General features: G+C 41.9%; 20 protein-coding genes and 2 tRNA genes. 6 read left to right on the forward strand and 16 right to left on the reverse strand.

The genetic code is table 11. From position 1 onward, the window contains the following. Positions 1-49 precede the first annotated feature (49 nt). Together DUT71_RS17640 and DUT71_RS17645 are read left to right on the forward strand one after the other, a co-directional pair. Positions 50-1,756 carry an LTA synthase family protein gene (locus DUT71_RS17640; protein WP_240186979.1) on the forward strand — a complete coding sequence of 569 codons (1,707 nt, stop codon included), beginning with the start codon at positions 50-52 and terminating at the stop codon, positions 1,754-1,756. Further along, positions 1,753-2,505: a phosphatase PAP2 family protein gene (locus tag DUT71_RS17645; protein WP_113663875.1), complete on the forward strand. Its 753-nt coding sequence runs from the start codon at positions 1,753-1,755 to the stop codon at positions 2,503-2,505. The genes DUT71_RS17640 and DUT71_RS17645 overlap by 4 nt, the downstream gene beginning before the upstream one ends. A gap of 1,187 nt (positions 2,506-3,692) precedes the next feature. Here DUT71_RS17645 and DUT71_RS17650 read toward each other — a convergent pair. The 14 genes from DUT71_RS17650 to DUT71_RS17725 all read right to left on the reverse strand — a co-directional run bounded on the left by DUT71_RS17650 (position 3,693) and on the right by DUT71_RS17725 (position 17,896). Then, a complete protein-coding gene (locus tag DUT71_RS17650; RefSeq protein ID WP_113663876.1) occupies positions 3,693-4,046 on the reverse strand; it encodes a DUF1330 domain-containing protein in 354 nt (117 codons plus the stop codon). A 370-nt stretch (positions 4,047-4,416) separates the two neighbouring features. Then, positions 4,417-4,965, reverse strand: a complete 549-nt coding sequence (locus DUT71_RS17660) for a dihydrofolate reductase family protein (RefSeq protein WP_113663878.1) — start codon at positions 4,963-4,965, stop codon at positions 4,417-4,419. Positions 4,966-5,035: 70 nt separating this feature from the next. Beyond that, positions 5,036-5,770: a helix-turn-helix transcriptional regulator gene (locus DUT71_RS17665; RefSeq protein WP_113663879.1), complete on the reverse strand. Its 735-nt coding sequence runs from the start codon at positions 5,768-5,770 to the stop codon at positions 5,036-5,038. 1,346 nt (positions 5,771-7,116) lie between these two features. Beyond that, positions 7,117-8,433, reverse strand: coding sequence for a phage integrase SAM-like domain-containing protein (locus tag DUT71_RS17670; RefSeq protein WP_113663880.1), 1,317 nt, complete (start codon positions 8,431-8,433; stop codon positions 7,117-7,119). Positions 8,434-8,615: 182 nt separating this feature from the next. Then, positions 8,616-8,688, reverse strand: a tRNA-Phe gene (locus tag DUT71_RS17675). Positions 8,689-8,821: 133 nt separating this feature from the next. Then, positions 8,822-10,162, reverse strand: coding sequence for an OmpA family protein (locus DUT71_RS17680; RefSeq protein WP_113663881.1), 1,341 nt, complete (start codon positions 10,160-10,162; stop codon positions 8,822-8,824). A gap of 459 nt (positions 10,163-10,621) precedes the next feature. Then, positions 10,622-11,872, reverse strand: a complete 1,251-nt coding sequence (locus DUT71_RS17685) for a sensor histidine kinase (RefSeq protein WP_113663882.1) — start codon at positions 11,870-11,872, stop codon at positions 10,622-10,624. Beyond that, complete coding sequence (locus DUT71_RS17690) at positions 11,869-12,546, reverse strand: response regulator transcription factor (protein ID WP_113663883.1); 678 nt, start codon at positions 12,544-12,546, stop codon at positions 11,869-11,871. Before DUT71_RS17690 ends, DUT71_RS17685 begins: the two co-directional genes overlap by 4 nt. A gap of 538 nt (positions 12,547-13,084) precedes the next feature. Beyond that, a complete protein-coding gene (locus DUT71_RS17700; RefSeq protein WP_113663885.1) occupies positions 13,085-13,579 on the reverse strand; it encodes a hypothetical protein in 495 nt (164 codons plus the stop codon). A 101-nt stretch (positions 13,580-13,680) separates the two neighbouring features. Beyond that, entirely contained in the window at positions 13,681-14,604 is a 924-nt protein-coding gene (locus tag DUT71_RS17705) for a transporter family protein (protein ID WP_113663886.1), read from the reverse strand. A 5-nt stretch (positions 14,605-14,609) separates the two neighbouring features. Further along, positions 14,610-15,656, reverse strand: a complete 1,047-nt coding sequence (locus tag DUT71_RS17710) for a cytochrome-c peroxidase (protein ID WP_113663887.1) — start codon at positions 15,654-15,656, stop codon at positions 14,610-14,612. Between the two features lie 6 nt (positions 15,657-15,662). Continuing rightward, positions 15,663-16,502, reverse strand: coding sequence for an MbnP family protein (locus tag DUT71_RS17715; protein ID WP_113663888.1), 840 nt, complete (start codon positions 16,500-16,502; stop codon positions 15,663-15,665). Between the two features lie 694 nt (positions 16,503-17,196). Further along, the gene (locus tag DUT71_RS20290) at positions 17,197-17,406 is read right to left on the reverse strand and encodes a hypothetical protein (protein ID WP_162796105.1); all 210 of its coding nucleotides are present in this window, start codon (positions 17,404-17,406) and stop codon (positions 17,197-17,199) included. Between the two features lie 417 nt (positions 17,407-17,823). Then, positions 17,824-17,896: transfer RNA gene (locus DUT71_RS17725), tRNA-Phe, on the reverse strand. A gap of 232 nt (positions 17,897-18,128) precedes the next feature. On the opposite strand from DUT71_RS17725, the gene DUT71_RS17730 reads away from it, so the two are divergent. Both DUT71_RS17730 and DUT71_RS17735 read left to right on the forward strand, forming a co-directional pair. After that, positions 18,129-19,424 (forward strand): (Fe-S)-binding protein, encoded by a 1,296-nt coding sequence (locus DUT71_RS17730; RefSeq protein ID WP_113663890.1) that lies wholly within the window; start codon positions 18,129-18,131, stop codon positions 19,422-19,424. A gap of 108 nt (positions 19,425-19,532) precedes the next feature. Then, on the forward strand, positions 19,533-20,321 hold the full coding sequence (locus tag DUT71_RS17735) for a (Fe-S)-binding protein (RefSeq protein WP_113648870.1): 789 nt from the start codon (positions 19,533-19,535) through the stop codon (positions 20,319-20,321). 144 nt (positions 20,322-20,465) lie between these two features. Here the strand turns inward: DUT71_RS17735 and DUT71_RS17740 are convergent, their stop codons facing one another. Then, positions 20,466-20,948: a hypothetical protein gene (locus DUT71_RS17740; RefSeq protein WP_113663891.1), complete on the reverse strand. Its 483-nt coding sequence runs from the start codon at positions 20,946-20,948 to the stop codon at positions 20,466-20,468. A 51-nt stretch (positions 20,949-20,999) separates the two neighbouring features. Between DUT71_RS17740 and DUT71_RS17745 the strand changes: the two genes are divergently transcribed. Continuing rightward, complete coding sequence (locus DUT71_RS17745) at positions 21,000-21,485, forward strand: ABC transporter ATPase (RefSeq protein ID WP_113663892.1); 486 nt, start codon at positions 21,000-21,002, stop codon at positions 21,483-21,485. A gap of 355 nt (positions 21,486-21,840) precedes the next feature. Then, positions 21,841-24,279, forward strand: a complete 2,439-nt coding sequence (locus DUT71_RS17750) for an AsmA family protein (RefSeq protein WP_113663893.1) — start codon at positions 21,841-21,843, stop codon at positions 24,277-24,279. Positions 24,280-24,438: 159 nt separating this feature from the next. Here the strand turns inward: DUT71_RS17750 and mtgA are convergent, their stop codons facing one another. Then, entirely contained in the window at positions 24,439-25,164 is a 726-nt protein-coding gene (gene mtgA, locus DUT71_RS17755; RefSeq protein ID WP_113663894.1) for a monofunctional biosynthetic peptidoglycan transglycosylase, read from the reverse strand. Between the last annotated feature and the right edge of the window lie 186 nt (positions 25,165-25,350).

Genomic DNA, 25,350 nt, shown 5'->3' on the forward strand with positions numbered 1-25,350 from the left:
TTGGCTATTGTTTGGAAATAAGGTACTAGGTTCTCGGGTCGGAAAGGCCATGAGCTATCTTTTCATCTTTCTGATGTCGTTTATTGCCGTATTCTCTTTCTTCGCCGAATATACGTTCTGGTCGGAATTCGAGAGCCGCTTCAATTTTATTGCGGTAGACTATCTTATCTACACCTATGAAGTGGTCGCCAATATCAATCAATCCTATCCATTGCCGATACTGATCGGCTGTGTCACACTGGCCGCATCGGTCATTACAAGACTTCATTCCAGAGCCATTTCCAAGAGCATCAAAAGTAGGACAGCGCTGGGTTTCAGGCTGACAATGACCCTTTCAATCATTTTCGTTTGTTCTTTACTCTTGTGGTCTACCAGCAATACCTGGTCTGAAAGCAGTTCCAATCGTTACCAGAACGAACTATCCAAGGCGGGCATATACTCCTTCGTGGCAGCATTCAGGAGCAACGAACTGAACTACAACCAATTTTATCCCCTCATCACTGAGAAAAAATCGATGGCAATCATTCGACAACAGCTGAAGGGGCCTAAAGCCGAATTTAGGGAACACTGGAGCTCTATAGAAAGGAATATTTCGAGTGACCGGAATGAAGAACGTCCAAATGTGATCATGGTGGTACTGGAAAGTTTCAGCGCAGATTTTATGGGCACGTTCGGAAATAACAGGGGCCTGACACCTAACCTGGATTCGATCGCCTCGCGCAGCCTACTCTTTCGTAACATGTATGCGACCGGAACGCGGACTGTCAGGGGAATGGAAGCCCTTACCCTGGCAATCCCTCCAACCCCAGGTAATAGCATTGTGAGACGAAAGGACAATGCAGGCCTGACGACCATCGGTAGTATTTTTCGAGATAAGGGATACCAAACGACCTTTTTCTATGGCGGTGATGGGTATTTCGACAACATGAACCAATACTTTGGCAGTAATGGTTTTGACATTATAGATCGGGGAAGGAAATTTACGATGGGAGATTCCTATATGGGAAAAAGGAGCAGGATACCCGACGGTGAAGTCAGTTTTGAAAATGCCTGGGGCATCAGTGACGAAGACCTTTATCGTTCGGTCATCCGTAATTCGGACATCATGGCCGCCAAGGGCAAACCTTTTTATCACTTCGTGATGACTACATCAAACCATCGCCCCTTCACCTATCCCGCTGGCGGCATAGATATTCCTTCGGGCACGGGCCGTGATGGAGCGGTGAAATATACCGACTATGCCATCGGAAAATTTCTAGGTGAAGCTAGAAAGAAAGCTTGGTTTGCCAACACGATATTTATCTTCATTGCCGACCACTGTGCTTCCAGCGCGGGAAAAAACGAGATAGATATCGCCAAGTACAGGATACCAGCGATGATCTACAACCTTAGGGAAACCAATCCGGAAGTGATCACGCCATTATGCTCCCAGGTCGACCTCTATCCCACTCTATTTCCTAAATTGGGCTGGAGCTACGTTGACAATACTTACGGCATGAACGTTCTTGACATAAACTATAGCCCAAGGGCCCTGCTTGGAACCTACCAAAAGCTCGCACTTCTGCAAAGGGACTCGCTGGTCATCCTCAGTCCCAAAAAGAATCCAGAAACATTTATCTATAACCCAATTACAAACGAACAGTCTCCCAAAAAGCTGCCAAAATCAGCTATAGAACGTGCCATAGCCTACTATCAATCGGCATTCTATCTATACAAGAACGAGGGACTGAAACTAAAAAAACAAAAAAACCAATGAAAAATACATTGATTATCATTATCTGCCTTTTCTATTTCAGCTCGCAGGCTCAGTTGGCGAAGAACACCGATACAGCATCCGCGGTCGGACCGTCAAAAGAAGGACGTTTCAAATGGAGGTCCACCATCATTCCCGCTGCCGCTTTGGCCTACGGATTTGCAACACTGGGGGCTACCCCTTTAAGGAACCTCGATGAAGCCGGACGGCACGAGTTTTTTCTCGAGCATCCCCACAAGAGGATCAGGATAGACGATTACATGCAGTTTGCCCCTGGTGCCGTTACCCTTGGTCTTAGTATTTCAGGAGTGAAGGGCAGGAATAAAACCATTGACCAGGCGGGAATATACCTGGTTTCGAATATCATACTCAACTCGTTTACCCAAGGAGTAAAGAATGCTACAGATATCACCAGACCGGACGGGACCTCCAATGCCTTTCCATCTGGACATGCCGCCGAGGCCTTTGCATCTGCTGAATTCATGAGGCGCGAATACGGTGATAGATCCGTTTGGTATACGATTACCAGTTATACCGTGGCAAGTTCTGTAGGTCTTTTCAGAATGTACAACAACAAGCATTGGTTCAGCGATGTAGTTGCCGGGGCAGGTGTTGGGATACTCTCCACCCAGGCAGCCTATTGGCTATATCCAAAGATCAAGGGTATATTTTCCAAAAACGGAAAAGGCCCAGTTGTGATGCCATACTATAGCAAAGGAGGCATTTCGGCGACTTTAAGCCATACGTTTTGACCTTACATTCTTTTCCACTTTGGCATATAGTTCCTGCGCCCATCCATGTAGCCACGCCTACCCAGGTACCACATTAAACCAGATCATAACGTAAAAAATGCCAGTCAGCAAGAAACGTAGGGACCGCAAGCCCTATCTCACAGAAAATAGGCGCAACAGAAACGACCGCTATCTAACTTTCAGGGCGAAGATTTTGTTGTGGACATTGGGAATATTGGTCATGCTATTTACAATGTACCTCAAAATCACACAGCTCTTCCACATCCATTAGCCAGATGGGCCAATATACCTAACCTTTTATCGGTGGGCACTGGATTCAGCCCTATGCTTAACCTTCAGTTAACTTAGAAGAAATCTTAGGTAGAGATTAATAGGTCGATGGTCGAGCATAGCGATGATGACATGGGACGAAAGCATTCCCAATGAGTACTGCGATCTGCCTCTAAAAAAGGAGTTAAGAGTTTAGCAGGATTACGGTTATGGGAAAATTCCCATGCACTATTTGCATGGGAATTCGTATTTCATTAACTGTCCCTTATAGCTTGATCAGCTTATGGACACTGTTTCTTCCTACCGAAGAAAGTATGATCGTATAGGTACCTCGCGGAAGATCCGTTACATGCCAGAAAACGTGTACTGATGACAGATGCTATGGAGGACATAGCACTAAAAGATCTGGGAACGGTAGATCATCCAGAGCTGAACCTGCAGGAACTTCGAGATATCGCATCAATTTCGATGCGCAGATCTGTATAAGAATTTACAAATAATCATTGTTAGCACGTGTTTAGTGCCGACTAAATGAAACTTGCCATCTTATAACCAACGACATGTCCTAAAAGTCGTAATTCAATTGCTTGAATTCGATTTAGTTTCTATTTTCACTATCCATAACTTTTACGATACCCTCTACATTAAGGCAACCGAATGTCTATCGCAGAATAGACAAATCCTATTTCCTGATGGTTTGGTTTGAAAATACACGGTCAGACCATCATAAATATTGTTCACAAAATGTCCGTTTCTGTGGGTCAATTCCGTGTCCTCAAAGTGGTGAGCCTCCAAAATATGATTAGACAATTTCAGGGATTTGTCAGAAGACTTAGCTAGATTGTCCGAAAAAATGTCAAACAACTTTTGATTATAGTGATGACCATGTTCAAATATTTCCTTAAAAAACTGCTTTGTTAATCTGTGTATTTTTTGTCTGCCGTCCGTAGCCTCTTCGGAAATTTGTTGTCATAGTTCACCTCTTGAATTAAAATTGTATTCTTGACAGATTTTTCTTTCAAATGTAAAAATTTCTTTCGCTCCTCATCTTTCACAAAGCAGTCAAAATCTTGTGGCGTTTGAAATTCTACGAGATGAATTTCATAAGGTTTATCAATATGGCTTTCTATAACGCTGTCTTCTGTCGGTCTAATCCGCAACAAAAGTCTCCCGCTATGTTTTAAAATTATGGGAATAGCAATACTTTCAAACTCCTCAAAAACTTTTTCTTGTCCATCAATAATGTAAATCAGTTGAGTAATCAAAATCATTTTGTCAATTACTTTTGGTTTTGTTCATTTTTATCCTTGTTGCTCGATGCTGGCAGTGCAGTTCTTTGCCTGACCGTTAACGGGGTTGATATTCACGAAGGCGGGGTTTTCAGCACAAAAGTTCAATGAAGGACGATACTTGAACCTTGTACAAACGTCCAATCGAAGCCATTCCATCCCCACTTTTGGCAATACTTTGTTAGCGGTTCGTTTTTCTTGTTGTCCATAAGTCATTAATTTCAGAAGTACATTGTCTATTGGTTCAAGTGAAATTTTAAGTGCTTTAACTCGTCTTGCGATTAAGGTCTTTTGCAGTGATTTGTCTAATATTTTTTTATAACTTTTAACATTTACTTATTTAGCGACCTTTTTATGTTTGTTGTTGTTTATTTTGCTGCTCGTAATGCAGTTGTGTCAATCCCGTTTCAAATGTTTTTGCTTCAATAAAGCTAAGTTTTTGTTCTGGTCTTCCGTCTTTAAAAAGTCTTGTTCCATTTCCTAATAAAACTGGTATTATCGAAATTATAAATTCGTCTATAAATTCGTGTTTCAATAGTTCATTTATCACTTCTGCGCCACCGTCACAATAAATATTTTTTCCATTTTTAGATTTTAGTTGTTTGACCAATTCGGCTATGCTTCCTGTGTAGAAAATTGTTCTGCCCACCTGTGGTCTTTCGGCTCTTGTTATAACATAAACATCTCGTTTTCCGTTGTCGTAATGAGATGAGCCAATTTCGTTCAGCACATAATCATAGGTTTTTCTACCAATAATTAAGGTATCGATTGTGTCGGTAAATTCTGCATAACCATAGTCTTCGCCGTCCTTTTCAACTAATTTTAAGAAACTAAGGTCGTCGTTAGGTTTGGCAATATAGCCGTCTAAACTTGTTGCTATAAAAAGGCATATTTTTCGCATCGGTTTAATTTTAAAGTTTCACCAAAGTTACCTTTCGGCAATCACTTGTACCTTGTAAAAATGCGACAAATTAAACTAATGATGGTGGAAGTCCAGTATATCGCTTGATTTCATTGCTAAGATGTGAATGGTCGTAAAAGCCACATTCAAAGGAGATATCTAGTAAGCTACGATTTTGCCTTGATTTTTTGATTAAACTCAAAGCATTTTGGAAGCGGATAATGTTTGAATATTCTTTTGGCGACAGTCCAACTAGTCTTTTAAAATTTCGCTCTAACTGTCTTACCGTTATGAAATTTTTTTTTGATAGTTCGTATATATTAATTTGCCCGTTTGTTGATTGTATATCGTTAATTACGGATTGTAAAGGGTTGGTTTTGTTTTTTATCCTTTCGGAATAGAAATGGTTAAAATAATTGAATGGATTTTGAAGCGTCTTATCAATATCAAATGAATTCGTTTTTTCCAATTCAACGGTATGATTTGTTAGCTCATTTTGTGAAGTATAACTATAAAAATTTGCGAAAGTTGCGGGCTTTAAACAAACGCCTATTAAATATGTATCGTTATCGATAAAGCTGTCTTTAAATGAAGTCATTGCCCCAACTACGTATGTGCTTCCAAATTCCATTATAGCAGATCCGTTGTCAGTCAGACAATTACCACCCAGGTTCATTAAAACGCCAGCACAACCGTCTGGAAAAACCCGTTCCCATTGTGTTTCGAGTTTGTTTCCTTTTAGTTCCCAATAGAAATGAATGAAGGGTTCTAATTCTCTGCAAGGCTTAATTTTTTCGTACTCCATTGATTTTTATGGTGTAGTTAGTTTCAATGATTACTAACTTATTCATTTTCATTGACGAAACTAAACATTTTTCTTAAAACCCTCAAAAAGCGTATAAAAAACTCTAAAACATTACGTTACAAAATAGAAAATCGGATGTTTTTGACCATTTTCAACAAAGTTTTGTCCTTCATGACACAAATCCTTAGAAAATTCACCTTTCACGAAAGTCCTCATAGAAACCAATTGGGGTCTTATCTGTCTATAACTTTACAGTTTTTGGATAAACAATTAAGTGTCAATGAAATTTTATTCGTCTGCCGGCAAAATAGCACCGCTGCGGAATAAAGTTACGAAAGTTCATCGTTAATTCTGCTGCAGATTAGTATTGCGTCAGCTCGAACTGAAGGCGATTAGCGAATAAAACATTGAAAATATTATTTCCACCGCCGTATTGCCACCACCTCCTATGTTTACAATATAATAAATTAGTATTTGAGAGAACAAAAGCTGGATTAAAACCGTAAAAACCAATAGGTTTATAGCCTTTAAAACATGACAACCACCTCTTTTCCTTACCCGATACTAAAGAGTTCTACAAGCTTATATATTAAAGCCTTCATTAGGATAGATAGTACAAGTAAAATTGTCCTTCAATTTTTTTCTTTTTAAAAGCGACCATTAAAATCAAAAAAAAGATCATGCAACCAAAAAAATTATGCTTTGGTATTGATGTGCATTCCGACGATAGTAGCCAATCTAATTCCTTTCAAACACAACAATTCTCATAGTGTGCTTAACACTGTCCCATCTTCCCAATTTTTTGAAATTAGACTTTGCGTAGTTTGATATTAACGAGCTATCAAGCCTTTCTTTTGCTAAACAAAGGTTGATATCGAACTCATAATTACTTATAATGCAAGTACCAATTCAAAAAAAAAGCTCTTTTCTCAAGCAGTCAGGGTTATTTTAGTTTTAGGCAAAAGATTTGAATTACTATAAAGAGGAATTATCAAATTAGGCCACACACCTTAGCCCCTCAAAATCAATAAAACGAACACTTTACACCTAAATGACATGAACACTTACACAAAAATTGGCACTTTGAAAAAAAAGTGCCAATTTTTGACTATTCTTCACCTGGGAGACATAAAACGCCAAGGTAACAAGAAGTCTATTTACGGGACATCCTGTAAATAAAAAGTATCCAAACGCCAAAACCCACAACAAATGCCAGAAATGGGTTTTTCATATTTAGACCTGACAAAAATGCGCCTGTCGCAATAATGCAAGTCAGAAAAAATAGAATTAAATTTTTCATGCTACTTAAATTAATATTTTTTTCAACACTCAGAATATATCCAGGATTACGAAGTGCAGCTCTTAGAGCTGATATAAAATGTTGTTAAGTTGCAGAATCCAAGTTTTGCGGGTGTATCAAATAGTGACAGGACACTCTTCTGAAGTCTGTCAACAATCGTCCAGTCTTTGCTCAAGTAAACATCCGTAACAGAATTGCTGCTGTCTTTATGATTTAGTGCCATCGCTACATCGTCTTTTTGAAATCCACATTTATTACGCGCAAGATCGGCAAAGGCATGCCTTGCATCATAGAATTGTAGTTTCTTGATCTCTAGGGCAGCTCCAATCTTTCTCATACCGAAACTCAGCGCACTGTCCAGATTCTCATGTGAGGCATATCTAGTTTTCAAGGTTCTGATATATTTTATAAGTAGCGGCTTAGCAACATCAGGTATGCTTAAACTCATAAAGGCCTTATCTTTTCTTCTATCCTTTGTTTTGGAGCGGTTATACTCTAACCTCCCATCTTCAATATCCATCTCTTCCGGTAATCTATAGAGATCTACAGGATTCATGCCGCAAAGGTAGAAACTCAGCATAAACAGGTCTCTGGCCATCTCAGCACGGGAATTCGCTGGGAGCTCGATTTTACTAATCCTTTCGATATCTTCTATTGACAGTTTCCTCTTATTTGTATCAGGCGGTGATACGATCTTATATTTCTCAAATGGGTAATGCTTGATAACGGTAACGCCCAGCTCCGGATCGTTAAATTTTTTGACCGCCGCGTTGAATAGTATTCTGAGGTCCCTCATATGATTATGGAGTCCTACATCGGTCAATCCTTTGGACCTTCTCTCCACAAGATTTCCAAACTGGTCGGGCCTGAACATTGTTCTTTCCGAGCGAAGATATCTTTCATAATTTTCGAGCATTTTTGACCTTATTTCAGTTATAGGTATAAACTCTGCCTTAAAATAATCCCGAAGACTGTTGACGACCTTCTTCATGTCGTTCCTGCTTCCAATCCTTTTCTGCTGATCCAGCAATCTGATCTGCTCTTCACCGAATGCTATGATATTAATAGTTTCTGCGGTTTCCTCACACATGGTTAGATATGCGACGAGACTTTTTGAAGTATATAGTTCTAGACTTTCACCTAGCTCCGATATACGTTTTCTGAAGGAATCTACCACTGGATTCAATATGGTTAATATAAATTCATCCTTGATCGTAAAATCCTTTCGTAGTTGCTTTTGTCCGATATAGTGCTGTGTGTCAATATAGGAAGACCTTCTTTTGAAACTAACTCTAATCTTGACATTCCAGGTACCATCCTTCTTTTGTGTGTGGGGAAGAACCACTTCTCTTACAGTTGCCATAAAATTTAAATTATGACCGCTTTTGTTTCTTAAAATTTTAAAACATTTTTAAAACATTCACGGTCAGTTTAACAAAAAACCATGCAGAAATGAACGTAGCTGATACTAACAATAAACGAAAATAAAGGGTTATAAATGCGAAAAGCCTCGTTTTCGTTATGAAAACAAGGCTTTTTTGGAAGTGGTGCCTGCTGGGATCGAACCAGCGACACAAGGATTTTCAGTCCTTTGCTCTACCAACTGAGCTAAGGCACCTCCCGTTTTGGGATTGCAAATGTAACTCCTTTTTTTGAAAAGCAAAATGAAAACGAAATTTTATTGAAACAAAGAGGCCCACCGAATATTCGGCGGGCCTTTCCCTAGTTTTTGTTTAACAGAAAACCATAGATTAGAATAATGTAAACTCAACGCGGCGGTTTTGTTGACGGCCCGCAGCAGTTTTGTTCGTGGCAATTGGTTGGTCAGGGCCATATCCGGTAGCCTCAATTCGTGACGCATTTGCGCCTTGAGATACCAAGTAGGCTTTTACAGATTCTGCTCTCTCTTTAGATAAACGTAAGTTCAATTCTCTTGATCCAGTAATATCCGTATGGCCAGCCAATTTTAAGCTAAAGTTCTTTTCAACCAATAATGCCGCAACAGTATTTAGCGTAGCATAAGATTTTGCTCTGATGGTGGCTTTGCCCAAGTCAAATTCTAAGTTTTTAATGGCCTCATCAACCACCTTACGGTCGGCTTCGGTTACCACTACTTTGGTTTCTTTTACCACTTCTCTTTGTACCTTGATAGGACATCCAGAACCATCAACCACGGTACCTGGAGCGGTTCCCGGACATTTATCAAATTTGTTTGCTACGCCATCATTGTCATCATCGCCCATATCCTTAGCATACTGTTCCCTATCACGCTGTGCATTCTGTTCGGCGGTAGATAGTGCTCTTCTCAATGCTTCACTTTCTTCTTTAGATTGGATACGAAGTGCTGCCAATGAACTGTAGTTCTGCAACTGCGGTTTTTGTTTGCTACCCAAAGCAAATTCCAGACCGGCATGTGCATAAGCAAATTTATCATTGTTGGCCCGGTTTAAACCATCAAATGTAGACGATTTCACGAAATTGACATCATAGCCCAAGTCAAGGTTAATCCCTTTGGTTAAGCCAAGTTTGAAACCAATACCTGTTGGGATGTACCATCTTTGGTCATAACCTTGGTAATTGCTAGCTGAACCTGCATAAGTAGATGCATTGGAAGACATATAGCCCGCACCGGCTTTTACATAAGGGATCAAAATGCCGTTTTCGTTATTGATATTGATGTTCGCAATATTATATACTGCCGTTACAGCACCAGCCCATTCCATTCGGCTCACAAAACCCGAGTTGCCCAAATAGATTGGATTCCCGGCGGCATCGGTAGCACCGGTCCAAGCTCTTAAACCTTCAACTTTACCCGCTAAAAATTCCGCTTGAATACCCAAGGAAGGTAAAAGTTGTTTTTTAACATAACCACCATAACCTAAGTTTTCCTTTGTGGTTTGGAAATCCCTAAACTTTCCGTCAAACAACGTTCTGGGCGTGGTTACACCAGCGTGTACACCTATCGACCAGGTACGAAATTGTTGCGTAGAAAAACGTGTTCCGTCTGTTGATGACATATCCTGCGCCATCACTGAACCTGAAATGCCTACCAAGGCTATTAGAAGTGCAGATTTTGTAATTTTTAGTTTCATATATTATTCATTCATAGACTGGGAATTGCCCCATTGGCCAGTTAGGAGGAAAAATAGTGCCAAACGCCGCCAAAATCTACATAAAAGCAAATTAATCAACAAGTTAATTCATTACACAAAATAGTTTTAGACGGGCAAAACTGTCCTTAAAAGCATACACATCTTGGGTTTTGAAGGTATCTAACATAACTGTTTCGCTTTTTTATTTTATAGAAAGACTATAAGATTAGCAATTCCTTTAAATTGCCCCAGGCAAAACAAAATACCAATGTCAATAGGATCTTCTTCCCAAGAAAAGAAAAAGAACAAGTTAAGCGTATCATATAAAACTGGCCGATCGCGTGCTTGCCTATAAGCGCTAAAAACCATTGCTCCACCACCAAAAAATGGATAGACCACAGTAATCCCATCACCAAACTTTAGCTGCCCAATCTAAATTAAGGTTGCAACGTCATTGGTTTAAAACGAAACTACAAAATTATGCCGTCCGCCCTGATAGTCGTAGGAAATGCGAAATTGGTGGAGTTCTACAATCTGCTTTACGATGGCCAAACCAAGCCCCATTCCTTCTGAAGAAGGCGACTTATAGAAGCGCTCGAAAACAACGGTACTATCTAGCGCACCCTCAATGCCGGTATTGCTTACCGAAAAGCTCTTGCGGTCCAATTTCACCACAATGTTGCCACCTTCATAATTGTGCCTAACGGCATTGCCAATCAGGTTGTCCAATAAAATATCCGCCAGGTACCTGTTCATCAACAAGGCGTGTGTTTCCAGTTCCGTATCAACGGAGATATTCCTCCGCTGCGTAAACTCCTGAAAGTAAACCAGCTTTTCCGCTACCATTTCTTTGAAGTTCAGCTGTGCTCTATCGTTAAGCAGGTTATTGTCAATTTTAACTAAAAGCAATAGGGACTGGTTTAGTTTGGTCAATTTGGCCGTTGCCCGATATAGGTCAGCGAGGTTTCTGCTCTGCTCCTCATCCAGATCGCTCGATTGCAACATGGTATCCAATTTGGCATTGATTACGGCAATAGGCGTCATCATCTCGTGCGAGGCGTTTTCGGTAAACAGCTTAATCTGCCGGTAGTCTGACCTTACCCGTTGTGAAATGTCTACAATGGCATCGTTAAGTTCCCTAAATTCAGCAATGGAGGTAGGTACCTGCACAAAGTCCTGTTCTTGATTAAGGTTGAACGATTTTAGGTTGATCAGCAACTGTCTGAATGGCAACCATATTCTTTTGATCATGTAATGGCTAACCAGCAATAACAACAGCAACAGGCCAAATACAGGAAGGATAATCACCAGGAAAATACTTTTGGCCTGATCGATATGGGCAATCTTCGACGCAATAATCTTTACACGATAGGTTTCGCTCGCCATCACCAGGTCTTCTTCCAGATACCTGCCAGTTTCACTGAGTTTTTTTTTAGCGTTATAGAAAACGGTATCCCCAAAATGCCGTTTTCGTTTCAGCTTGGGAATCCGATGATATTCGATAACCAGGTCCTCAAAGGCTACATGTGCGGGAAAATTTTCTTTTTTGGCAGCATAATCCTTTACCTCCAATAATTCCTCCACCAAATAATTATCGATCTGCCTGTCTAGGTAATTGCCCAAAGTATGGTAAAACAGGTAGCCAATAGCCAAAAGGCCTAAGCTACCAGTAATCAACAGGACACGGTTATATGCGGTAAAAAGTTTCACAGATCTGCAAATTTATAGCCCACGCCATATATCGAATGAAAATAGTCCTTACAGCCTGCATCAACCAGCTTGCGCCGCAGGTTCTTCATGTGGGTGTAAACAAAATCAAAACTATCGGCCATATCTGCATGGTCGCCCCAGATATGGGTTACTAGAGCCGATTTGGAAATTACCTTTGACCTATTGGACATAAAGTAGACCAGCAGGTCAAACTCTTTCTTCGTAAGGCTGATCAGCTCAGCATTAACCTTAACGATCTTACTTTTGATGTCGATGCTCAGTTCATTGAATACCACCAGGTCATTGCCACTGAACCATCTACGCCTTACCACGGCCATTACCCTTGCACTGAGCTCAGAGAGATGGAAAGGCTTAACCAAATAATCATCTGCCCCCAAGGCCAGCCCCTCAATCCGCTGGTCAACCGAACCCCGGGCCGTGATGATGATTACTCCCTCGCCCCTGTCCTGCTTTTTGAGCAACTGCAACAGTTTCAGTCCATCCCCATCCGGTAGGGTAAGATCCAGCAGGATACAGTCGTAGTCATATAACGCTATTTTTTCGTCAGCGGCATCAAAATTAGCGGCAATATCGCACACGTTACCCTCTGACTTCAGGTAATCTATGATATTTTCCCTCAACAGTTCCTCATCCTCTACTACCAGGATCTTCATAAGCTATATAGCGTTAGGCGTTCAACAATTTAGCTATTTATATTTAATATTTAAGGAAATGATATCCGAGCTCATGTTGATATTCTTGCTAGCGCCCATATCTTAGTTCTGGCTACTCATTCGCTGAAACCCTTAGTTACTGTTATCCTATCGATCTGCAAGTGTGCGGCTTTGATAGGGTGCAAAATATTTTGCCACCGTTTGGATGTAGTAGCGGTAAAACGGGCCTACAAAAAAATGGCCCTGAAGATTGCTGGGAATTACCGGCAGCCCTAACAATTATTTTATCCAAGCAATGTCTAGCCTATTCCCTTAGCAACTTTCCTCTGCTGATTTTCAACATCAGTTTAAGCCCGCAAAGGAGGTTTAGCTATCCTGATAAAAGGATAACTCTTTGGATCACTTCTCCAGATTTTAATTTCTACATGATTGACCAGTAGGTGGCCTTTTTTCTTCCGAATAGCCGACCACAATACTGGTCAAAAAGGTACCATATCAACAGGCAACACAACTTTTTACAGTCAACATCCTTTTCTGTCTAATGCGCATGTCCGTGATCTTTTGAAGAAACACTTTGATGTGCCGGATCAAACTTTTTAAGGTAGGCATCCGATCTGGAAAGTGCCAGTTTGAAAGCCTGATCCATATTCTTCAATTTAACCATCTCAGCCTTGAAGTAGGCTATCGCCTCGTCGTTTGATTTGTTTCCCACATCGGCCTGAAATTCTTGCATCCAATCCATCATGCGCTCATCTGCCTTGTCCAGCAATTTTCCAAGATCATCTATCTGCTTCTTTTCGGCAGCGGTATCAAGGGAACCATCAAGCGCCTTAAACTCTTTGAGCTTGATCTTTGCCAGCGTATCCAGCTTCATTTTATTGTGGATGGCCAATTCACTATCAACCATGAGCTCATCATGCTTATCCATCACCTCCTGTCTAACCTTTTTGTAGTCAGGTGAGCTTTTGCAAGCAAGCAGGCCACACAGGGCAACTATTGCCCATGCGGCATTCGTTTTAATTTGTATCTTCATTGTCTAAAATTTTGTCCTCGATAATAACTTATTCTTTCATTCTTGTCTGATGTACGGGCTCAAGCACCTTGACTGGTAAATATCAATTTAGCTAATTCCAGTTAAAAAGCGAAAGAGGTATGCAGCATCAGCCTATTGCCTGCATAGGCACGGCCACCGGCCAGGTTCTGCGCTCGTACGTTCTGATAATTTGCTCCCACGGAGAACTTCTTCAGTGACATTTCCACTCCCGCCACCGCCGAAAGCGAATGTCCGCCAGAAGTTGCCACCTCATATTGATCATCCTCAACATCTTTTACGGCAGTTTCGTACAAAACTCCCGCATTGGGCCCTATACTCAGCGATTTTGCCAACCTAAATTTATAATAGGCCAGTACGTTGGAGGTAAACTTGTTGCCATAGCGGTAACCATGGCTATTCTCGGTATTGATCTTATAGTTCAGGTTCACATTCAGTCCCAGATCCTGCAGTCTGACATCATAAATGGCGTTCAGTGTAAAATCGGTACTGGCCGTTCCCAGTTGGAAATTGTTCGGTGATTCGGTCATAGCCAACCTCTCCGAGGCTTCATATTTTCCTGTAGGAACCTTGATACCTGCACCTACCCAGAGCGATTGCACCAAGAACTGCTGACCCAGGGATGTACGGTGGTCAAAAAGACCGTAATAGCCCATCAGGGCGATATCTCCCAGCCCATCTTTTTGCCCGTTGCCAGTTTGGCTTTCCCTAAGGTTGAAGTTATAGGGCACAAAGGCCAGTACCCTAAATTTGTTGCCGATATTCCATCCGCCCCAAAGTTCAACGCTCTGATAGGTTTCATTGGCCGTAATAGGCGTTCGCTGTCCTTGGGGCCCTAAGTGTGTCTGAAGGCTCTTGTGCTGGTAACGAATACCACCGAAACGCTTGTTGAATTCTGGCAGAAGCCCCAGGTAATAGCTGCCCACGCCACATCCGCAGATATCGCAGGCCTTCGCAGCCGAAAAGCTGGCCAAGATCAAAAGTAAAATAGCATATCTCTTTTTCATTTTCCTTACTGTTCTGCTAGCAGTTTGTTATTGATAAATTCTGTATCGTTGAGGGTCGAAAGAAAAGCGGTTAGTTTCATCTTATCATCCGAGCTCAGCCTGATCCCCAGCACGCCGTCTCGTTTTAACCGTGGGTCCAAGTTTGGCGTGTCCTGCACCTCTGCGTTGTAATGTTCCAGCACACCGTTCAGTGTCAGGAACCTGCCATCGTGCATGTAGGGCCCGGTATAGCTCAGATTGCGCAACGAGGGTACCTTGAAACGGTATAGATCAGTTTCTTTCAGCGTTGCTGGATAAAGACCCTGATCATTAATGGGACCAATGCCCAAACCGTTGTTACGGAACGAGCCGTCGGTAAATAAAGGCTCCGAGTGGCATGAGGCACATTTTTCCTTGAAAAGCATATAACCTTCCTGTTCCAAGGCGGTAAAGCTTGCTCCAGCTTCCTTTCGCATGACCTTGTCATATTTGGAATTGCTGCTGATACACATGACCATGAACTGGGAGAGGGCCTTCATGAAAGGCACGGTACCGATCTCCTCAGAGCCGAAAGCGGCCTTGAACATCGCCCTGTATTTGGGCATCGCCTGTAGCTTGGCGTAGATATTGGCCAAGCTCTCATCCATCTCCTCATGGGCCGTGATTGGCGTGATGGGTTGCAGGTCAAGGTCATAAACCCCTCCGCCCCACATAAAGGCTTTGTTCCAGGCCAGGTTCATGATCGGCGGCGAGTTCCGCGTGCCCAGCCTATCCTCGATACCGTGGCTAACATCATGCCCATGTTGGGTAAATGCCGAGGATTGGATGTGGCAGGAACCACAGGCAATAGTGTTGTCTCTGGAAAGTCTGGGCTCATAGAAAAGTGCCCTGCCCAGCTCAAAACCTTCCCTGGTCACCGGATTATTAGCCAGCTTATAAACTGGCTCTGGAAAGTTAGCGGGCTTTTTAAAGCCCAGCCACCGTTCTGCCTTCTCCATAACCAGACCATCCTTTTTGCAGGCCAAAATAAAAAGCCCCAATAGAAATATTACGGTCAAATGTCTGCTGTTCATCTCCCGTTAATTTTCAGTATGGTCATGGGTAAACATGGCGGTGTAGTTCTCAGCAATCAGCGAGCTGAAAGCGCCGAACATCACGTTTGGGTTTTCGGCAATCTTAAAGCTATTTTTACCGTTGAACACCTTCATGATATCTACAAAAAGATGCACGTTGCTTTGTCTGTTCTTACGGACTTTAGCAATACCTGCGGCATTCAGGTCAATGGTCACCGTTTTGATGTTATTGATGGTAGGCGCAGAGTAGCCACCAAAAAAGCCAATATGGTATTTGAACTGCTTTTTGCCCGTTGGATCACCGTTGGCATCATCGGAAACCACAGGAGAATTACCCTCAAATTTCAGGAAAATATAGCCAGAGTTCCACCCCCAGTACATGCCATCGGTCTGGTGATCACCCGCCGCAGGATCCAGTACTCCTTTGCGTTTGTCCACAGGCATGGTGCTACGCAGGCTGTCCACCCCAATGACAAAGCTTACTTTGGTATAATCTCCCTCGGGAACCTTAACCTTGGTAAAGCGGCTGGCCCTGTCATCCCCCCTGATCATGAAATAGCTGCTGTCCTGGGGAACGGTATAGGTTTGCCCCGAAACCGTGGTCAATTTGATGTTGCTAATAAAATACTGGAGGCGGGAGATGGTAAATTTTTCACCGGCCGCATTGGTATAAGGACTGCCCGTATTGTTGAGGGAAAAGGTACGGTCGCCAACAATGTTGTCGAATTCAATGGAAAAGGGTGCCAGGTTTTCCTCCTTGAAATCAGGAGCCACATCGTCCTTTTTGGAACATGCACCCAGCGCTAGCGTAATCATGGTTACGAAATATAAAATTGTTCTTTTCATCTTTTTAATTTATTGAAGCTGTGTTAAGGCAACGCTTCTGTTCATGGTTATTTTTTGGGGTCAGCAAATTTTTATTGCTGGTGAGCTCCCTATCGTAAGAGCATCCAAACATGATGTTATGGCCTAGTTATCTATCGCAAATAGTGAAATGCCCAACTGGCCATTGTCCTGGTAAAGCTGCTCGCCGACCAATGCGGAGAATTTAATGCCCGTTGGGTCATGTGCCAGTACCTGGTCAATTGCAGTACACCTACCATCGTGCACAAAGGGCCAACTTCACATTCCTCAGTGAGGGAATCTAAAAGCCTCCATGCCCATTGGACCATGGTTTACCCGTACCAACGCCTGCAACCCCGTTCCTGATCGTCGCCGAGTAGGTGATCAAGGCCAGTGCTATGGCAACTACTGTCCGTAAAGCACGCCAGCATGGCATCGTCCACATTTAACGTTGATCAGATTCAGTACCTAACCGCTATAGGTGTGGCCTAACCTTTTCTGCACCTGCCATACCTTGAGCCAGCTAAAATGAGGATAGCTGCCCTGACCACCTTGGTTGCTATTGCAATGGATTGATGGCAAATATGTCCGGTTTGGGCATTACAAGTCCAAGCCAATCAAAATAAATGGATAACTGTTTTTTTAGTAAAGACAGCGACCATCAAAGCCGATGGTGCATAACTATCCCTAGAATGTGCTATGACAACTGGGCTGGCGGATGCAGGATATCCATGTGGAAACCGGCGAGTTCAAATACATTTACCAACGGCCAGTGATTTTGCGGAATGTTGCGGCGGAAAGAAAGGAGTATCGGTTCAGTAACAACGAACACGTCAACTCCCGACTTTTTCATCGATTCCTGTTCCTGTTTCTTCTCCTTTTGTTCGGCTTCCTTCAACTTTTTCATTAGGATACACTTACCGCGGCAGTTGAGTTCGGGCCTATTCCTATTCTCGCATAGCTTGGCGGCAATTTCCTCTTGGTTCGCCTTAAACTGTGCATAGATCAGAAACCGCGATAAGTTGGTACTTATCATCGCAAAAAGCATGGCAATGGCGATTATCCGGTTGATCATTTGGGCGCAAAGGTAGCAATTAATCTGCTAGCAGGCGGATATTTTGAAAAAAGAGCGGCACCAACTATAACAATAGATGCTATTGAGATTTGAAGGTGCATACCTGGTATTTACCTGATCATCTTCCAGATGGTCCACAGGTAGTTGAATCGCTTTTTGCCGACAATCACGTGGTTTGCCGCTCAAAGCATAAATACGTATATAATGCAAAAAGCCTTATTTCCGTTATGAAAACAAGGCTTTGGGAAGTGGTGCCTGCTGGGATCGAACCAGCGACACAAGGATTTTCAGTCCTTTGCTCTACCAACTGAGCTAAGGCACCTCCGTTTGGGAATGCAAATGTAGTTTCTTTTTTCGAAAGGCAAAATTTTTTTTAAAAAAAATCTCAATTAATTTCATCAAAACAGCCTTTTATCTTAAAAATCAATCAATTAATTCCTGTACAAAGTGCTTCATAATTCATAACCATTCTAAATTTAGAAAATTATGCATGCATAATAATATGTTTTATATCTAAATATTTTAACTTCGTTGTAGCATTACCCTAATAAAGTATGGTTTCACAAATAATATTCGTCTTATTGGTCATTGCAGGTTCTGCGCTATTTGCGCACAATGCTCGCAAGGTGATCAGAAACATTAAACTGGGCAAAGCCGCCAACCGCAGCGACAGGCCACAGGAACGATGGATGACCATGTTGAAAGTAGCTTTTGGCCAAACCAAAATGGCGGTAAGGCCAGTGCCTTTCCTGCTGCACCTGGTGGTTTATTTGGGCTTTGTGATCATCAATCTCGAAGTTTTAGAAATTGTAATTGATGGTGTATTTGGCACCCACAGGATATTTGCTGACTTGGGAGGCTTTTACAGCTTCTTAATTGGAAGTTTTGAGCTTTTGGCCGCAGGAGTTTGGTTGGCTTGTGCCATTTTTCTGATCAGAAGAAACCTATTAAAACTAAAACGTTTTTCCGGCGTAGAAATGAAAAGCTGGCCAAAATCAGATGCCAACTATATTTTAATTACCGAAATTTTATTAATGTCGGCTTTTTTGCTGATGAATGCTGCCGATGCCAAACTACAGGCTTTAGGCGTAGCACATTACCAACAGGCAGGCGCTTTTCCGGTAAGTGGCCTATTGCAGGGCTTACTTCCTGATAGTATTGATACATTAATTTTCATGGAGCGTTTTTGCTGGTGGTTTCATATTGTAGGTATTTTTGGTTTTTTAAACTACCTACCCTATTCCAAGCACTTCCACATTATGTTGGCCTTCCCTAACACCTATTTTTCAAACTTGAAACCTAAGGGAGAATTTACCAACATGGACAGTGTAACCAATGAGGTTAAGGCGATGCTTGATCCATCATTTGTACCCGCTGAAACCGCTCCAGGGAAATTTGGCGCTAAAGATATCCAAGATCTTACCTGGGTAAATTTATTGAATGCTTATACTTGTACGGAATGTGGCCGATGTACTTCTGTATGCCCAGCAAACATGACTGGAAAGCTACTTTCGCCTCGTAAAATTATGATGGATACCCGCGACCGTATGGAGGAAGTAGGTAAAAACATCGACAAACATGGTGCAGATCACCAAGATGGCAAGTCATTGTTGGACGATTACATTACCAGGGAAGAAATTTGGGCCTGTACCAGCTGTAATGCCTGTACCGAAGCTTGTCCCGTAAATATTGACCCGCTAGGCATTATCGTAGAATTGAGAAGATATGCCGTGATGGAAGAATCGGTAGCGCCAGCCAGTATCAATGCCATGTTGGGCAATGTAGAAAACAACGGAGCCCCTTGGAAATACTCGCCTGCAGATAGGTTTAACTGGGCTGAAGGGAATTAGGAACAAGGATTAAAGAGCAAGGAACTAGGATTAAAGAGCAAAGAACAAGGAACAAAGATTATGAATTCAAGTCTTGATACTTGATACTCATTACTAGATACTAAAAAAATGGAATTCAAAGTACCAACCATGGCCGAGTTAATGGCCGCAGGAGAAGAACCAGAGATATTGTTTTGGGTAGGCTGTGCAGGCAGTTACGATGAGAGAGCGCAGAAGATCACCCGCGATATCTGCAAAATCTTACATCATGTTGGTTTAAAATACGCCGTTTTAGGCACGGAGGAAAGTTGTACCGGCGACCCTGCCAAAAGGGCCGGGAACGAATTTTTGTTCCAAATGCAGGCCATGACCAATATTGAGGTGCTTAATGCCTACAACATCAAAAAAATTGTAACGGGCTGCCCTCACTGCTTCAACACCATTAAAAACGAATACCCAGGTTTGGGCGGCACTTACGAAGTGATCCATCACTCGCAACTGATACAAGACCTCATTAACGAAGGTAAATTAAAAGCAGAAGGGGGCGAAAGCTTTAAGGGCAAAAAAATCACTTACCATGACCCCTGCTACTTGGGACGTGGAAATGGTGTTTACGAAGCTCCCAGAAAAGCCCTTGAGGTTTTGGACGCCCAATTGGTTGAGATGAAACGCTGCAAGGCCAACGGACTTTGCTGTGGTGCTGGTGGGGCTCAAATGTTTAAGGAACCTGAGAAAGGAAATAAAGACGTAAATATTGAGCGCATTGAAGAGGCTTTAGCTACTGAACCTCAATTTATTGCTGCTGGCTGCCCGTTTTGCATGACTATGTTAAATGATGGCGTGAAACTGAAAGACAAAGAGCAAGAAGTTAAAGTGTTGGATATTGCCGAAATTACCGCCAGAGCCAACGGGCTGTAACTTATCACTACTGGGTTGTCCGGCTGTATCTAAGAAGTACGTTACAAGGCTTACGAAGTTTCGGAAACTTGGTAAGCCTGAAGACAACTAATGCTTTACAATTACCAACCGAATGGGCAATGATGCGACCCACAAAGCTTAGTGTTACTTATTGGCAACCAAATCTTTTTGAACCAATTGCCTAAGCCTACTGGCCAGCTCATTCAATTGCTCCTCGTCAATATTTTTGATGGGGATTACCAAATAGGTAGACATGGAGTCAACTGCTCCCTGCCTGTCATTACGCGTTTGAACAATCACATCGTCGTTTTTGGTACGCAGCCAAAGCTCACCGCTGTTGGTGTTGCCATAGTAGTCCATAGATTTGAAGCGCGATAGGTTAAAAGCAAAAAACTCCTCCTTACCATTCAAATAAACCTTCCTATATCTGCAAAAGCCGGTGTTAGTAACGTTCAGTTCATAGCGTTTTAAGGCCTCTGCTTGCCCATTTTTATCGTAGTATTTATTTAACCACTGATGAATAAATGCACGGTTATCCTCCGCTACCGAAAAGCCGGAGAATAACAAAAAAGCAAGGCCAAACAAAAAGAAAACAGACTTTTTTAAGTCCAATGTAAACTTTTGCATGAGAGTTCCGTTTTAAAAGTGGTAAGTTAAATATTTTGATATTTTTGGGATATGATTTTTTCTCCACAATCTAAAGTTTGGATCTACCAGAGCAACCGAAAGTTTACGGATCAGGAAACAACCGCCATACAGGATATCCTAGATCGCTTTGTTGAACAATGGACGGCTCACGGCCAGCAATTAAAAGCCAAGGCAGAAATATTTTACCAGTATTTTATTGTACTCACGGTAGACCAAGAAATGGCCAACGCCACAGGCTGCTCTATCGATGCATCGGTAAGGACAATCAAGGAAATTGAAAGCAAATTTGGGCTGGATCTTTTTGACCGTTTTAATATGGCCTACAAAATAGATGATCTTGTCCATGTGGCTACCAAAGAGGATTTTGAAACACTAATTAGCATCAAAAAAATTGGCTTAAATACCATTGTGTTTAATAATTTGGTACAAACCTTAGAAGATTTTGAACAGAAGTGGGAAGTGCCCCTGCAGGATAGCTGGCACAAGAACATTTTTGCCGAGCAGTTGGGCAATTGATTAGTTGCCAGTAATTTTTTTGCCACAAGCCCAATGTGTATTCCTTTACCGTTTTTACGGCTAATTGTTTAACTGGCTAGTTGTTTATTAGTCCAGCATCCTTTCCTACACCGTCATTCTCGCATATATGGGAACCTTAAAGCTTAATGCTATTTCTGTTACAGATGTTTTTTCTTTACGTACGGAAAAGATTTCTAAACTGTGCCCGAAATGAAGAAGCGTGAGTAACCTGCGCTACTTGCCCACCAATTCCTAATCCCTGGCAACTGCCCGCTAATCTCTAATCCTAGCTACCAGTTCCTAGCAACAAAAACAACCGTTGTAAATATTTGTTATCTTGTAACAAATACCATTTATGACGCGTTGGCTCAAAATATCCCTGAAAGTAATTGCTGGACTGCTACTCGTACTCGTTTTAGTTTGGGTAGGTGCCGCCTACTACATCCACAAAAACAACAAAGCTATTCTGGCCAAAATCCTTAACCAGGTAAACACCAAGGTAAACGGAAAAGTTCAGGTATCGCACATGGAAACTACTTTATTGAAGGGCTTTCCCGGCGTTTCGGTATCCCTTAAAAATGTTTCGTTGCAAGATAGCCTTTGGCACATACATAAACACGATCTTTTAAAGGCCAAGGATATCGACGTAACGCTTAATGCACTATCCTTATTGGTAGGCACCATCAATATCCGTAAAGTGGCCGTCAATAACGCCAGTATCTATTTATATACCGACTCAAACGGCTACAGCAATACGAGCATGTTCCGTACCAAGAACCCCAAAAAAGCCGCTGAGAATGAAGACCGTTCAAGTTCCTTGCAAATAAGGATCATTGATTTGAACAAAGTTGATTTAGTGATAGACAACCAAAAGCGTTTTAAGCTTTTCAGCTTTTTTGTAGATGAACTGCAAGGCAAAATCAAATATCCTGGCAATCGTTGGGATGGCGATTTCAAACTGAAAACTCAAGTAAGGAGCTTTGCTTTCAACACCCGAAAAGGTAGTTTTTTAAAGGATAAAAGCCTATCTGGAAAAATGCGTGCACATTATGATGGTGATGGCGAAGTGATTATTATTGATCAAAAGCCCCTAAAAATTGGCAATGATATTTTTCACATTGGCGCCAACATTAACATCGCCGAAAACAAGTCGGCTTTTTCTATTGCCATTAAGGCAGACCAGATTTTGTTCCCAAATATTGCTAATTTACTGGCACCTAATATTTCGTCGAAACTTTTAAAATTTGGAATAGAGCAACCGATAGATGTAACGGGAAGTATTATTGATGATGGGGATAAATCGCATAAGGATCCGTTGATTAATGTGAAAATGACCGTAAAGGATAATAAGGTTTCTATTCCTTCGGGCAATTTAACGGACTGTTCTTTTATTGGTTTTTTCTCCAATCGAGATACCACCAACAGGCCCATTGGCGATGCTAATTCCATTATCCGCTTTTATGGACTAAAGGCCAATTATTACAACGCTCCCATTAAGATAGATACCTTTACCGTTTCCAATTTGGAAAAACCTTTGGCCCAAGGCCTGGTCACTTCTTCCTTTGACTTAGCAAAACTGAACAATTCTTTTGAGGAGGAAAGTTTTAAGTTTGAGAAAGGCACTGCTGATTTGCGTTTATTTTGCCAGGCTGATATTGACAACTTCCTGTTTACCAAACCGGTGATCCACGGGAAGGTTTTGATCAAAAACGCAAACATCACCTATTTGCCCCGCAACCTAAAGTTAGTGAACAGTTCACTGGACCTTAATTTTAACCAAAAGGACCTGAATATTAGCAATAGCAGGTTCCAGATAGGCCGAAGCGTACTGAACATGAACTGCGCTATTGAAAATTTTCTCAACTTTTATTATACCGATCCCGAAAAAATTGAGGTTAATGTGAATTTGAGCAGCCCGCATTTATACCTCAATGAATTTATCCCACTTTTAGGCCCCCGCAAAGCGAAGAAAAGAAGAACCTCAACCAAAAGTGCCATCAAAGAGGCTTCGGAACAGTTGAGTACAGCTTTAGAGATGTCAAAAATGCACTTGAAACTGAAAGTGAACCGTGCCGTATATCAAAGGTTTGTGGCGCACCAGGTAAATGCAGATATTTCGTTGATTGGCAATGGCATTTATTTTAACAAAATTGGAATACAACACGCTGGCGGCCAGGTTAGCGTGACGGGAAAAATAGAACAGATGGACGCACTGAACAAAGTAAAATTTAATTCCAATATTGCTAAGGTTAGCGTAAAGGAGTTCTTTTATGCCTTTGATAATTTTGGTCAGCAATCAGTGACGAATAAAAACTTAAAGGGCTTTCTTTCAGCCAATGTAAATGCCTCGGGAACGGTAACCGCAAAGGGTAACATGGTTCCAAAATCAATGTTTGGCAAGGTTAATTTTACCTTGGACAAAGCGGCTTTGGTAGGTTTTGAACCCTTGGAAAAGGTGGGCAGGTTTATTTTCAGGAGCCGCAACTTATCCAACGTACAATTGGAAAAATTGAACGGAACGCTTACGCTGCGGGGCGATCAAGTAGACATCAGCCCGATGAAGGTTAACTCCACTGCCCTTAATTTTGATGTAAAAGGAGTTTATGGCTTTAACAGCGGAACTAACATTGCACTGGATATTCCGTTAAGGGATCCTAAAAAAAGCGCCGATATTGTGGACAAGGAGGAACGTGAGCTTGCCCGTATGAAGGGCATTGTACTGCACCTGAAAGCCGTGGATGAAGGTGGCGAAATTAAAATCAGATGGAATAAGAAAAAGGATCGGGAGAAGTAGCAAAAGACTGACGAAGTTTAACTTTAGTGCCGTTTAAAAACTTCGTAAGTCTATATTCTTGCTGTTAAAACTTCTCTAAATCCCCAATGCTGTTGCTTTGGTTTTAAGAAGCTGCCGGAATGCTGGCATTGTCATGCTTTTCGAAAAAATGGTGGACAACTAAAAATCCAACGGCCCTAACCTGCGCATGTTCCTCATGATGAGGTATTGCCTATGCTTAATATACCTCGTTGCTTTATTGGGGTTCCAACGTAGTGGATTTGGGAAGCATGCGGCCAACAATGCGGCTTCGGAACGGCTCATTTTTTTGCAGGAATGGCCGTAGTATTTTTGGGAAGCGGCCTCGGCTCCGTAAATGCCATCGCCCATTTCGATTACGTTCAGGTACACCTCCAAAATCCTCTCCTTGCTCCACAATACTTCGATCAGGAGGGTGAAATAGGCCTCGAAACCTTTCCGGATGTAGGACCTGCCAGGCCACAGGAACACATTTTTGGCGGTTTGCTGGGAAATGGTGCTACCGCCCTTGATTTTCTTTTTGCCTTTTTTGAGATTGCTTTCGTAGGCTTTCTCGATGGCTTTTAAATCAAAGCCCATGTGTTTTAGGAAAAGCTGGTCCTCGGCAGACACAGCGGCCCGTTTCATATTGTCGGAAATGTCTTCAAACTTCACCCATTCATTTTTGATTTTGGCAGGCTTTTCAGCTGCTTTACGCTCCCAATTGCGCTGCACCATTAAAAAGGTAATAGGTGGATTGATAAATCGATAAGCCACTACCCAAATGATGGAAAAAAGGAAGAACCATAGCAGCAGTTTTGCCACTACCACAACAATTTGTTTGAATAGTGATTTTTTTTCTTTTTGCTTTGTTGATTTTCGGGCCATTGCTACAAAGTTAGGTTTTTTATGGGTATTAGTAATGGGTTGTGGGTTACGGGTTATCGGTTTCGAGTTTATGAGGGTCCTTTATACTTTGCGTTCTTTACGAATACTTCGTCCAAAACCTTTGCGGTTTAATTTAACGCGAAGACATAAGAGACACGCAAAGAACGCGAAGATAAATGGCAATTC

The organism is Pedobacter nanyangensis, assembly GCF_003313505.1.
Taxonomy (GTDB): domain Bacteria; phylum Bacteroidota; class Bacteroidia; order Sphingobacteriales; family Sphingobacteriaceae; genus Pedobacter; species Pedobacter nanyangensis.